Origin of the sequence: Xanthomonas hortorum (assembly GCF_040279205.1) — a bacterium.
Taxonomy (GTDB): Bacteria; Pseudomonadota; Gammaproteobacteria; order Xanthomonadales; family Xanthomonadaceae; genus Xanthomonas; species Xanthomonas hortorum_F.
This window is the reverse complement of sequence record NZ_JBEOLS010000016.1, coordinates 21200-34637: the sequence shown is the minus strand read 5'-3', so window position 1 is coordinate 34637 and position 13438 is coordinate 21200. Positions and strand designations below refer to the sequence as shown.

Below are 13438 nucleotides of genomic sequence, written 5' to 3'. Positions count from 1 at the left end.
TCTATCGGCTGCGTCTGCTTTGGCTTGAGCCGGCCCACATGACTGCGGGCCGGCTCCGTTCAGTTAAAACTCCTGCCAGCTGCTGGCGTTGCCGGGTGCGGTGACCACGGCACGCGGCTTGGACGCGGCGGTGCGTCCGGCCGCGGCCACCTTGGCCTTGACTGCAGAGCTCACAGGCGTGCGCAGCACGGCAGCGTTAACCGGCACCAGCACCTGCGTCGCATCAGTCTTAAATACAGCCACTGCGCCTGTGAGCTGCTCGGCCTGTTCTTCCATCGCGCGTGCGGCGGCGGTGGCTTCTTCCACCAACGCGGCGTTCTGCTGGGTGGCCTCGTCCATGTGGGTGACGGTCTGGTTGACCTGCTCGATACCGGCCGACTGCTCCTGCGAGGCGGCGGAAATCTCGCCCATGATGTCGGTGACGCGCTGCACGCTGGCGACGATTTCGGTCATGGTCTTGCCGGCCTGATCCACCAGAACAGAGCCTTCGGCAACCTTGCCGACCGAGTCATCGATCAGGCTCTTGATCTCTTTGGCGGCGCCAGCCGAACGCTGGGCGAGAGTACGCACCTCGGAAGCAACCACCGCAAAGCCACGGCCTTGGTCGCCGGCACGCGCCGCTTCTACTGCGGCATTCAAGGCCAGGATATTGGTCTGGAAGGCGATGCCGTCGATGACGCTGATGATATCGGCGATCTTCTTGGATGATGCTTCGATGTCTGCCATCGTCACGACGACCTTGTTGACCACCTCGCCCCCTTGCGAGGCCACGCTGGCTGCGCCGATGGCAAGCTGATTGGCCTGGCGCGCGCCTTCGGCATTCTGCTTGACGGTGGAGGTGAGTTCTTCCATCGAGGCGGCGGTTTCCTCCAGGTTGGCGGCCTGTTGTTCGGTGCGCTGCGACAGATCCTGGTTGCCGGCGGCGATCTCGCTGGCAGCGCCCTTGATGGAGGCGGCGGACTGCTTGATGCCACTGACGATCTGCGCCAGCTGCGTGGCGGTGGCATTGGCATCGTCGCGCATTTGCGCGAACACGCCGCGGAACTCGCCGCTCATGCGCGCGGTGAGGTCGCCGGCAGCGATCGACTGCAGCAGGCTGGACAGCGACTGCAGGTTGCCGTCGGCGGTGGTCATCAGGTGATTGAGGCTTTCCACCATCACGCGGAAGTCGTACTGGAAGCGCTCGGCATTGCCACGGGCACTGAAGTCGCCGTTGGCGGCCGACTGCGCCAGGTGCTTGATCTCGGTGTTCATCGCACCGAGGTTTGACTTGACCTGGGCCATGGTATCGCTGAGCACAGCCTTTTCGCCGGGCAGCTGTTCCATATCCTCGGACAGGTCGCCGATCGCATAGCGGCCCATGATCTGCGCCAGGCGCATCTTCACTGCGATGTGCGAGCCCACCAGGTTGTTGGTGTCACCGGCCATGCGGCCGTACTCGCCGGGGAAGGCTGCCGCATCGATGCGAAAGCTGATCTGGCCGGCATCGTGACGGGTGGCCATATCGGTCTGTGCGGCGAGCAGGTTGCGCAACTGCAACTGCATCTTGCTCATCGCCTTGAGCAGGCGGCCGGTTTCGTCATTGGCTTGCGTGTTGACGTCGTTGTCCAGGTTGCCGCCGGCAATCGCTTCGGCAGCGCGGGTGGCGCGGCTGAGCGGCTGGGTGAGGCTGCGGGTGATCGCAAAAGCCAACAGTGCGCTGACCACCAGCACCAGCAGGCCGCCACCGATCAGCAGGTTCTTGCCCTTGTTCATGGCAGCCACCGCAACGTCGTAGGAGCTGGCGGTCTGCTCTTCCTGCAAGGTGACGTTCTCGGCGATCTTGGCCTGCCACAAGAGCATGGCAGGGCGCGCTTTTTCGCTCAGAAACGTCTGTGCCTCGGTATTTTTGTTCTGTGTTGCCAGGGCGATGACCTGATCGTTCAGACCGCGTGCCACCTCACGGAGAGCGTCGATCTCGCCACGCACTTTCTGCCCGGCAGCGGTGGCCGGAAATGCCTCCAGCGCCTTGCGGGCATCGGCATAACGGGCGCGCTGCGCGCTGATCGTGGCGAGCGCCTGTTTGTTCAATTCATCGCTGGTAACCATGGATAGGGTGCCCAAGCCGATGAAAATGTTCGCGTTTGCATCGCGCATGGCGTTGCTCAAGCGCATCTTCTCGACATTGGTCTTGACGATGTTGTCCATCTCGGTGCGCGCACTGAATATAGTGCTCAGCCCGATGGTCACCAGCATGCCGGACAGCAGGATCAGGATGCCGAAGGCCACGCCCAGCCGGCGGCCTACGTTGTAACGTTGCAGAAATGCGTTCATGGCAAGGTTCCAGACGGAGTGGCGTGAGTGGATGAGCGCGACGCGAGCCATGATGTTCCAGCCATACCCGTCCCGCTATGCGAGATAACGGCCAAGGTATGCACTGCTGAATGCCTGCGATGCAAAAAAAATATAACTGCGGTCACGGAAGTGAATAGAAGAGACATTTTCTGTCTGCCGAAGGCCGCAACAACGGCCGCAGGCGTACCAAACTTTCAATCCCCGGATAGCGCGGGCGGGCGGGACCATTGATTTATTTGGATAATCTTGATGTCTGCAATCTGTCTGTTCAATGTCCTGTCGGGTTTTGTTGATGCGGATGTCACTGGAGCCAAGCGGCCTCGCGTAAAAAAAAAGCGCTCGTTTCCGAGCGCTTTTTTCTGTTTCCAGCATGTCGCGATCAAGTTAGAACTCGGACCAGTTCGATCCATCGGAGGCAACCGCGACCGGCTTGCTTCGCGGCGCGAGCGTGCTGCTGCTCTTGCCGGCCACCGTGTTGGGTTTGCGTACAGACGGCGCCGCCACGGACGTGCTCTGGATTGAAGTACGCACCAGCGCAGGCACATGCGCGGCCTCGGTCTTGAACACCGCCACCGCTTCGGTGAGCTGGATGGCCTGCTCCTCCATCGCGCGTGCGGCGGCGGTGGCTTCTTCCACCAGCGCAGCGTTTTGCTGGGTGGCCTCGTCCATCTGGGTGACGGTCTGGTTGACCTGCTCGATGCCGGCCGACTGTTCCTGCGAGGCGGCGGAAATCTCGCCCATGATGTCGGTGACGCGCTGCACGCTGGCGACCACTTCACTCATGGTCTTGCCGGCGCTTTGGACCAGCGCCGAACCGACACCGACGCGCTCGACCGAATCGTCGATCAGCTGCTTGATCTCCTTGGCCGCGCCGGAAGAACGTTGTGCCAGCGTGCGCACCTCGGAGGCCACCACCGCGAAGCCACGGCCCTGCTCACCGGCACGTGCCGCCTCCACCGCCGCATTCAAGGCCAGGATGTTGGTCTGGAAGGCGATGCCGTCGATGACGCTGATGATGTCGGCGATCTTCTTGGACGAGGCTTCGATCCCGGACATGGTTTCGACCACCTTGCTCACCACATCGCCGCCCTGCACGGCCACGCTGGCGGCGCCGATGGCGAGTTGATTGGCCTGGCGTGCACTTTCGGCATTTTGTTTGACGGTGGAGGTGAGTTCCTCCATCGAGGCGGCGGTTTCTTCCAGATTGGCGGCCTGCTGTTCGGTGCGCTGCGACAGATCCTGGTTGCCGGCCGCGATCTCGCTGGCGGCGCCCTTGATCGACACCGCCGATTCCTTGATGCCGTTCACGATGCCGGTGAGCTGGTCGGCGGTGGCGTTGGCGTCTGCGCTCATTTGCGCAAAGACACCATTGAAGTCTCCCTGCATGCGTGCGCTGAGATCGCCGCAGGCGATCGCCTTGAGCAGATCCGACAGCTTACTCAGGGCCTGGTCGCTGACCCCCATCATGGCGTTGAGGTCCTGGACCATGCTCCGCGAATCGTGCTGGAACTTCTGCTCGTCGCCGCGTGCGCTGAAGTCGCCGGCGGCAGCCGCAGCGGCCAGACGCTTGATCTCGTTATTGATCGCCAACAGGCTCGCCTTGGCGGCATCCATCGATTGATGCAGGACCGCACGGCTGCCGGGCAGGCGGCGTGCGTCGCGGCGCAGATCGCCACTGGCGTACTCGTTGAGCACCTCGATGGCGTCGACGATCGCGTCCAGGTGCTCGAACATCATCGTATTGATGCCGTCGGAAAGCTTGCCGTAGACGCCTGGGAAATCCGGCGGCATGCGGTGCGACATGTCCTTGTCGGCGTGCAGTTCGATCATCAACACGGTTTCGTTGGAGAAGCGCTGCAACTGCGCCTGCATGGTGCCCATCGCCTTCAGCAGGCGGCCGGTTTCGTCGTTGGCCTGGGTCTGGACGTCGCTGTCGAGGTTGCCGGCGGCGATGGCTTCGGCGGCGCGGGTGGCGCGGCTGAGCGGCTGGGTGAGGCTGCGGGTGATCGCGTAGGCAAGCAGGCAGCTGATCAACAGCGTCGCGACGCCGCCGGCGATCAGCAGGCTCCTGCCCTTGTCCATCGCCTGCACGGCGGTTGCATAGGCAGCGGCGGTCTGCGTTTCCTGCAGGGTCACGTTCTCGGCGATCTTGGCTTGCCAAGCCAGCATCGCCGGCCTAGCCGTTTCGCTGAGCAACGTCTGTGCTTCGGCATCGTTATTGGCTGAGGCCAGGGCGATGACCTGATCGTTCAGGACGCGCGCCACCTCGCGGGCAGCGTCGATCTGATCGCGCAACTGGCGTATGGCTCCCTCGGCCGGAAACGCCCCCAGCGCCTTGCGCTGCTCGCTGTAGCGCTGACGTTGCAGCTTGATTGCCGCGAGCGCCTCGTCATTCAATGCTTGCGAGGTAGCCATGGACAAGGTGCCCATGGCGATGAAGATATTGGCATTGGCATCGCGCATGGCGTTGGCAATACGTATCTTTTCCACATTGAGCTTGACGATCTGATCTAACTCGGTGCGTGCGCTGGACATGGCGCTAAGGCCGATGGCCACCAGCAGTCCGGACAACAGGATCAGCAGTGCGAAGGCCGCGCCCAGGCGGCGGCCGACGTTGTAGCGGTGCAAGAAAGCGTTCATGGCAAGTCTCGAGTGGCATGTCGTGAGGACCCAGGACGGCGCTGAAGGTCGAGCAGGTTCTATATCGCCATGGGAGATAACGGCCGATATAATTAAAAATGAATAGATGAGCTCGATTATGTGATAGCTGCGGTCATGCAATTCAATCGAAGGGGCATTTCCTGTCGTATTTAGATGTGATCACGTCATTTCATGACGCGAAAACTGAGGCGACTTTGACGCTCGGCTCGGGCAAACACGTGCAGCCGTGCCGAGGGCGCTTTTCTGCCACTTTTCCCTTGAGTAGGCTGGACAATTCCCAGAATGACACCGGGTGTCATCGAGTTGTCCTGCAGACATGGAGTCAACGCGCATGCGCCTGCCCTAATACCGGAGCGGGTACGTGGTGGCAAAAAAAAACGCGTTCGATACCGAACGCGTTGCTGTGCCCCCTCGTCTGGAAGGGGGCGATCAGAACTCGGCCCAGTCGGTAGCGGTGGATGCACCGGCCGCTCTTGCCGCCTGACCCTGACGCGGTTTGGCGGGGGCCGCCGGCTTGACTGCAGAGCGGTGCGCGGGTTGCAGACGAACCACCGTGCTGGCGCGCGCCACCGTTTCCAGGTCGGCCGACAGGCGAAACACCGCGACCGCATCGGTGAGCTGGGTGGCCTGGTCTTCCAGTGCCCGTGCGGCGGCGGTGGCTTCTTCCACCAACGCGGCGTTCTGCTGGGTGGTTTCGTCCATCTGGGTGATGGTCTGGTTGACCTGTTCGATCCCGGCCGACTGTTCCTGCGAGGCAGCGGAAATCTCGCCCATGATGTCGGTGACGCGCTGCACGCTGGCGACCACTTCGCCCATGGTCTTGCCGGCGCTGTGCACCAGTGCAGAACCTTCGGCGACACGCTCGACCGAATCGTCGATCAGGCCCTTGATCTCCTTGGCCGCCGCAGACGAACGCTGGGCCAGGGTGCGCACTTCGGAGGCGACCACTGCAAAACCCCGGCCTTGTTCGCCGGCACGTGCCGCTTCCACTGCCGCGTTCAACGCCAGGATGTTGGTCTGGAAGGCGATGCCGTCGATGACGGAGATGATGTCGGCGATCTTCTTGGACGAGGCTTCGATGCCGCTCATGGTCTGCACTACCTTGCCGACCACGTCGCCGCCTTGCGAGGCCACGCTAGCCGCGCCGATGGCCAGCTGATTGGCCTGGCGCGCGCCTTCGGCATTTTGCTTGACGGTGGAGGTGAGCTCTTCCATCGAGGCGGCGGTTTCTTCCAGGTTGGCGGCCTGTTGTTCGGTGCGCTGCGACAGATCCTGGTTGCCGGCGGCGATCTCGCTGGCGGCGCCCTTGATCGAAATCGCCGAGGCCTTGATGCCGCTGACGATCTCGGCCAGCTGCGTGGCCGTGGCATTGGCATCGTCACGCATCTGCGCGAACACGCCGCGGAAATCGCCGCTCATGCGTGCGGTGAGGTCGCCGGCAGCGATCGACTGCAACAGGCCGGACAACGCCTGCAGGTTGCCGTCGGCGGTGGACATCAGGTGATTGAGGCTTTCCACCATCACACGGAAGTCGTACTGGAAGCGCTCGGCATCGCCGCGGGCACTGAAGTCGCCGTTGGCCGCCGACACGGCCAGGTGCTTGATCTCCGTATTCATCGCGCCGAGGTTGAGCTTGACCTGCGCCATGGTGTCGCTGAGCACGGCCTTTTCGCCGGGCAGCTTTTCCATGTCCTCGGACAGATCACCGATCGCGTAGCGGCCCATGATCTGTGCCAGACGCATCTTCACCGCGATGTGCGAGCCCACCAGGTTGTTGGTGTCGTGCGCCATGCGGCCGTACTCGCCGGGGAAGGCTGCCGCATCGATGCGGAAGCTAATCTGGCCCTCGTCATGGCGCTTGGCCATATCGGTCTGCGCGCTGAGCAGGTTGCGCAGCTGCAGCTGCATCTTGCTCATGGCCTTGAGCAGGCGGCCGGCTTCGTCATTGGCCTGCGTGTTGACGTCGTTGTCCAGGTTGCCACCGGCAATCGCTTCGGCGGCGCGGGTGGCGCGGCTCAACGGTTGTGTGAGGCTGCGGGTGATCAGCAGGCCCAGCGTAGCGCTCAGCAACACCACCAGCAGCGAACCACCGATCAGCAGCTTGCGCGAGCCGTCCATGGATTGCAGCGCTGCTGCCGAGGCTTCGCTGGCTAGCTTGTCTTGCAGTGTGATGTTTTCGCCAATCTTGTCCTGCCATTGCTGCATTGCAGGTGCCGCCTTGGTCAGCAGCAAGGGCAGTGCCTCGTCTCTGCGACCGGTCATCACCATATCCATGACTTTGTCGTTCAAGACTTTAACTTCGGCGCGGCGGGCATCGATCTCCGCGCGCAGGATCTTGCCTTTTTCGGACGGCGGCAATGCATACAATTCGTCGCGTGCCTTGGTGTAGTCGGCACGTGCAGACTGGATCTTCGCAATGAAGTCGCGATTTTCCGCATCGGTAGTGGGCAGCACCACATTGCGCAACTGCAGGCCGATAATGAAATTGGCATTGATCATGTCGTTGGACAGACGGATCTTTGTCATGTTCTCGTGCACCAGCTGGTCCACCAGCGAGCGGGCCGAACTCAGGCCGCGGTAGCCGATAAAGGCGATGACGCCAGACAACAGAATCAGCACAGCAAAGGCCGCCGCCAAGCGAGGGCCGACGTTGTAGCGTTGGAGAAGTGCAGTCATGACAAGATCCTGGATGACGTTATGCGATGAAAGGGAGCGACCGAATGGCGCCGACCTGTACTGTATGACGCGTCGCTATGCGCAGTAGCGGCATGCAATGCCAATTACTTAATACCTCGATTCCAAAAATATATAAGTCGAGTCATGCTTGTGAAAATGGTGTCGCCCAATAAAGCATTTTTCGGTCAGGATTAACGTTTTCCGACTATCGATAATGTCGAGATCGACCGCCCGCTAATCAATACATAAGTAAAATATTATTATCTATATGCGTTTATCCTTGTCGCATTGCTGAGGCTGCTTCCCAAACGTTGCGACAATAAAAAAAGCCGCGCTCCCGAAAGAGCGCGGCCTGGACTGCAGCGACTTGTATGTCGACGATATGTCCGTTTAGAACTCCGCCCAATCCGATTCGTTGGACGGCGCAACTGCAGCGGCAGTGCGTGCGGTGGACCTTGTAGCAGCCGGCCTGGAGGCAGCCAGCTTGGACACAGATGACCTGGTAGCGGACGTCTTGGCGGCAGGCATGCTGCTGGCGGCCGGGCGCTTGGCGGTGATGTGGCGCACCACCGGGGTGGCGCGTGTCACTGCTTCCAGCTCGGCAGACAACCGGAACAGCGCGACCGCTTCGGTGAGCTGCTGCGCCTGCTCTTCCATCGAGCGTGCGGCGGCGGTGGCCTCTTCCACCAGCGCGGCGTTCTGCTGGGTGGCTTCGTCCATGTGGGTGACGGTCTGGTTGACCTGCTCGATGCCGGCCGACTGCTCCTGGGAGGCGGCGGAAATCTCGCTCATGATGTCGGTGACGCGCTGCACCGAAGAGACGATCTCGCTCATGGTGCTGCCGGCCTGATTCACCAGCGCCGAGCCTTCGGCCACCTTGCTCACCGAGTCGTCGATCAGGCTCTTGATCTCCTTCGCTGCGGCGGCCGAACGCTGTGCCAGCGTGCGCACTTCCGAGGCGACCACGGCAAATCCACGGCCCTGCTCACCGGCACGCGCCGCTTCCACCGCCGCGTTCAACGCCAGGATATTGGTCTGGAAGGCGATACCGTCGATGACGCTGATGATCTCGGCGATCTTCCTGGACGAGGTCTCGATGCCGGACATGGTGGTGACCACCTGGCCGACCACGCTGCCGCCATGCGAGGCCACACCGGCTGCGCCGATCGCCAATTGATTCGCCTGGCGCGCGTGTTCGGCGTTCTGCTTGACGGTGGAGGTGAGCTCTTCCATCGAGGCGGCGGTTTCTTCCAGATTGGCCGCCTGCTGCTCGGTGCGCTGCGACAGGTCCTGGTTGCCGGCGGCGATTTCGCCTGCGGCGGTGTTGATGGCCAAGGTGGAGTGCTTGATGCGGCCGACGATGTCGGTCAGGCGCTGGGTGGTGGCATTGGCATCGTCGCGCAGGCGCGCGAACACGCCGTGGAACTCGCCATCCATACGCGCGGTGAGATCGCCATCGGCCACTGCACCGAGCAACTGCGACAGCTTGCCCAGATTGCGGTCGCTGACTTCCATCATCGAGTTCAGATCCGACACCATCACCGCGAAGTCGTACTTGAAACGTGCTGCGTCGCCACGTGCGCTGAAATCGCCGGCGGCGGCGGCCTGCGCCAGCTGCTTGATCTCGGTGTTGATCGACAACAGGCTGGCCTTGGCCGCATCCATCGCTTCATGCAGGATCGCGCGACTGGCCGGCAGACGGCGTGCGTCCTGGGTCAGGTCGCCTTGCGCGTATTGATTGAGGATGCGCACAGAATCGGTGATGGCATCCAGATGCTCGAAGATCATCGTGTTGATGCCGCCGGCCAGGTTGCCGTACACGCCGGGGAAATCCTCCGGCATGCGGTGAGTGATGTCTTCGGCCGCATGCAGGTGCGACATGCGCGCGGTCTCGTCGCTGAAGCGGCGCAGCATCTGCGTCATGCCACCGGTGGCCTCCAGCATCTGGCCGATTTCGTCGTTGCTGGTCTTGCTGACCTGCACGCTCAGATCGCCACGCGAGACCGCCTTGATCGCGCCCAGTGCCTTGGACAGCGGGGTGGTGATGCTGCGTGCGATCAACCAGCCGAAGGTGACCGACAACGCCGCCATCAGCAGCGTGCCGAGCAGCAGCACCGCGCTGGTGAGTTTGAACGAGGCTGCGCTGGCGGTCACCATATCGCTCAGTGCCTTGGACTGCTGCGCATAGAGCTTGTCGACCGAGGCGAACAGTTCCTTGCGGATCTCGCCGGACTGCTTGCGCGAAAATTCCATCGCCGCGGCGCGGTCTGGGTCTGTATAGAGCTTGCGCAGTTGCTGGTTGGCCGCGAAGTAGCGCGTGCTGGCATCGGTCAGCTTGGCGTACTCGGCCTTCAACGGCGAGGTGGCGCCGATCTTGGTATCGAGGATTTTCTGCGTTTCGATGTACTTGGCCTGGATCTCGTCCATGCGCTTGAAGAACATCGCATAGCGTTCCGGATCGTCGAGATTGACGAACTGGCCCACTTCATAGACGCGGAATTCGCCAGCGAAACCACGCAACTCGGACAGGCGGCTCAGCACCGGCACCACGTCCTGATTGATCAGGTCGGTTTCCTGCTGCATCTGCTTCATGCGTGAAAAGCCGAGTCCACCCAGCAGGGCAGTCAGCACGGCGCTCAGGCAGAAGGCAAACATCAGTTTGCGGCGGATCGGCCAGTCGTTGAACTTGTTCATTACTTACTCCGGGAGGCGTTGCGCAGAGGCGTTGTCATGCACGCTAGCGGCCTGGAGTGATGATTCTTTATTTTTGAAGTATAAATGGGGCGGCGAACGGCTTGCATGCGTCGCGCTCAAGCCGCGCGAAAAGCAGCCGTGGCGGGCAGGGTTGGGTACGCCAATTGCGTGTCACGCGCAGGCATGAAGATGCCTGCGCTGCCGCAGTGCGCACGCAGCGAACGCCTGCATCAGAATTCGTGCCACTGACTGTCGTTGCCGGCATTGTTGGACGATTTGCCCGCAGAATGAGGCTGCGGCGCTGCCACGTGCTTGCCGGCGGTTGACGCACGTTTGGGCGATGGCACGGCACTGACGGCGGGTTTGATGCTCGATTTGCTGCTCGATTTAGCAATCGATGTGCCACTCGATTTGGCAGTGGAGGCCACCGGCGTGTGCCTGGCTGCATGCGTAAGCTTGAACACAGCGACCGCATCAGTCAGCTGGCCGGCCTGTTCTTCCATTGCACGTGCCGCAGCGGTGGCTTCTTCCACCAGTGCCGCGTTCTGCTGGGTGGCTTCGTCCATCTGGGTGACGGTGAGGTTGACCTGCTCGATCCCGCTGGATTGCTCCTGCGAAGCGGCCGAAATCTCACCCATGATGTCGGTGACGCGCTGCACGCTGGCCACGATTTCACTCATGGTGGTGCCGGCCTGGTGCACCAGCGACGAGCCCTGCGCAACCTTGCTCACCGAGTCGTCGATCAGCTGTTTGATTTCTTTTGCAGCGCCGGCCGAACGCTGTGCGAGCGTGCGTACCTCGGAGGCCACCACCGCAAATCCACGGCCCTGTTCGCCGGCGCGCGCCGCTTCCACCGCCGCGTTCAAGGCCAGGATATTGGTCTGGAAGGCGATGCCGTCGATGACGCTGATGATCTCGGCAATCTTCTTGGACGAGGTCTGGATACCGGACATGGTGGTGACCACCTGCGCCACCACCGCGCCGCCATGCGAGGCGACATCGGCGGCGCCGATCGCCAGCTGGTTGGCCTGACGCGCACTTTCCGCATTCTGCTTGACGGTGGAGGTGAGTTCTTCCATCGAGGCGGCGGTCTCTTCCAGGTTGGCCGCCTGTTGTTCGGTGCGTTGCGACAGATCGTTGTTGCCGGCGGCAATTTCGCTGGCGGCCGCATTGATCTGCGTGGCAGAGGTCTGGATGCCGGACACGATCTCGGTCAACTGCGCCACGGTGGCATTGGCATCGTCGCGCATGCGCGCAAACACGCCCTGGAAGTCACCATCCATGCGCACGCTGAGGTCGCCTTCGGCCAGCGCGCTGAGCAGGCTGGAAATACGCTCCAGTCCCTGCGCGGTGGTGTCCAGCAAGCCGTTGAGCTGACGGCCGAATTCCAGATAGAAGCCGTGCTTGTCGTCCAATGCGAGGCGCTGCCCGAAGTCGCCCATCAGGGCGGACTGCACCACTGCAGCGACTTCGTGTTGCGTGCTGACCTCGGCGCTGACATTGCGCCACAGCAACATGCTGCCGCTGCGATGCCCGTCGGGGGCATACAGCGGGGTCATGGTCAGATCCAGCGTCACCGGGCCGAAGGTGTAACGCTCCAGCGTGGTGGCCTGCAGCTGCTGCAGGCGCTGCGAGCGCGCCTTGCCGTCGGCGTCGGCGCCGAACACATAGTCCAGTGGGTTGCCGACCACCGCATCGGCACTGAAGCCCTGCTGGCCTTTTGCGTGAAACGCCGGTTCGCCGTATTTCAATGAGGTATGCAGCGCTTCGGTGATGAACACTGCGTTGTGCTGCTCGTCGGCGAGCAGGATTTCCATCTCCGAATGTTCCAGCGCGGTGCGGATGCGCAGGTTTTCGTTGGCGATCTGCGTGTCGCGCTCGATGCGTTGGCGCAGGTCGGTCTGCATGTGCTGCATGGCGCCCATCAGGCGGCCGACTTCGTCCTGTCGCTGCACGGTGATCTGGTTGTCCAGCTTGCCGGCGGCAATGGCACCTGCCACCTTGGCAGCGGCATCCAGCGGCCCCACCACCTGACGGCGCAACAATGCAAACAGCGCAATGCTGAGCACCAGCGCCGAGCCCAGGCCGACCGCCAGAATGGTCCACAACAGGCGATGTGCCTGTTGCATGATCGCCGCGTACGGCACCACCACACCCAGCGCAAAGCGCTCCTGCGCCTGTCCGATCTGCAACGGCACATAGGCGCTGACCGTGCCGGCTGCATCCGGCGTGAAATCCAGATAGTCCTTGCCGGCCCTGGTCGCCTCCAGCATCGCGCGATAGTCGGCGCCGTCGGCCGGCTTGCCGATCCGCGCAGCGTCACGCGAGGCCAGAATCACCCCGGCAGGCGAGATCAGCTCGACATAGCCGTCGTCCATCGGACGTAGCGCACTCAGGCGTTTCTGCAGCGCGGCCAGGGCGAAATCCACCGAGACCACGCCCACATACCTGCCCTGATCCATGATGGGCGTGGACAAGGTGGTCATCAGCACCGGCTTGCCGCCGATCTGGTAATCGTAGGGGCCGGCCACGATCTGCCGGCCCAGCTCACGGGGTTTGAGGTTCCAGTCGCCGTCGCCGGGTTTTTCGTAACCGACCAACGGTTCGCGGATCAGCGACTGCCCGTTATAGGCCCAGTAGGTCATGAAACGACCGGTGTTGTCGTGGCCCTTGGCATCGACATAGTCGCCGTCCTTGCCATCGAAGGCCTGCGGTTCCCACAACGTCCCCATGCCCACCCATTCGGGATGGTTCTGCAACTGGTCGTGCACGATCGCCGCCGCCGCATCGCGGCTCACCCCACCATGGGCACGCTGCGCCAGCAAGGCGCTGGCGACCGACTGGCCGGTGGTGAACGCCTGCCCCAGCTCGTTGCCGATCTGCTCGGCCTGATAGCGTGCCGCGTTCTGCATCGTGGTCTGTGCCGAGGCGATCAACGCGCGACTGCTTTGCCAGTAGCTGATCGCCGCAGTCAGACCGAAACACAGCAATGCAGCCACTGCGGTGCCCAGCATCAGGCGGTACGCCAGACTGCCGCCGGAGCGAGATTGCGTGGAAGACACGGTCATGGGAG

The 13438-nt window shown here is 62.4% G+C and carries 5 protein-coding genes; all 5 read right to left on the bottom strand.

From position 1 onward, the window contains the following. Positions 1 to 63 precede the first annotated feature (63 nt). The 5 genes from ABS769_RS08880 to ABS769_RS08860 all read right to left on the bottom strand — a co-directional run bounded on the left by ABS769_RS08880 (position 64) and on the right by ABS769_RS08860 (position 13433). Positions 64 to 2313 carry a methyl-accepting chemotaxis protein gene (locus ABS769_RS08880; protein WP_350498145.1) on the bottom strand — a complete coding sequence of 750 codons (2250 nt, stop codon included), beginning with the start codon at positions 2311 to 2313 and terminating at the stop codon, positions 64 to 66. Between the two features lie 405 nt (positions 2314 to 2718). After that, on the bottom strand, positions 2719 to 4974 hold the full coding sequence (locus tag ABS769_RS08875; RefSeq protein WP_317060710.1) for a methyl-accepting chemotaxis protein: 2256 nt from the start codon (positions 4972 to 4974) through the stop codon (positions 2719 to 2721). Positions 4975 to 5424: 450 nt separating this feature from the next. Beyond that, positions 5425 to 7671, bottom strand: a complete 2247-nt coding sequence (locus ABS769_RS08870) for a methyl-accepting chemotaxis protein (RefSeq protein ID WP_350498144.1) — start codon at positions 7669 to 7671, stop codon at positions 5425 to 5427. Between the two features lie 390 nt (positions 7672 to 8061). Beyond that, positions 8062 to 10365, bottom strand: coding sequence for a methyl-accepting chemotaxis protein (locus ABS769_RS08865; protein ID WP_317060713.1), 2304 nt, complete (start codon positions 10363 to 10365; stop codon positions 8062 to 8064). Positions 10366 to 10595: 230 nt separating this feature from the next. Continuing rightward, entirely contained in the window at positions 10596 to 13433 is a 2838-nt protein-coding gene (locus ABS769_RS08860; protein ID WP_317060714.1) for a methyl-accepting chemotaxis protein, read from the bottom strand. Between the last annotated feature and the right edge of the window lie 5 nt (positions 13434 to 13438).

Excerpts from the sequence above, each read along its gene's own strand:
- ABS769_RS08880 (WP_350498145.1), bottom strand. The coding sequence starts at position 2,313 with ATGAACGCATTTCTGCAACGTTACAACGTAGGCCGCCGGCTGGGCGTG.
- ABS769_RS08875 (WP_317060710.1), bottom strand. The coding sequence starts at position 4,974 with ATGAACGCTTTCTTGCACCGCTACAACGTCGGCCGCCGCCTGGGCGCG.
- ABS769_RS08870 (WP_350498144.1), bottom strand. The coding sequence starts at position 7,671 with ATGACTGCACTTCTCCAACGCTACAACGTCGGCCCTCGCTTGGCGGCG.
- ABS769_RS08865 (WP_317060713.1), bottom strand. The coding sequence starts at position 10,365 with ATGAACAAGTTCAACGACTGGCCGATCCGCCGCAAACTGATGTTTGCC.
- ABS769_RS08860 (WP_317060714.1), bottom strand. The coding sequence starts at position 13,433 with ATGACCGTGTCTTCCACGCAATCTCGCTCCGGCGGCAGTCTGGCGTAC.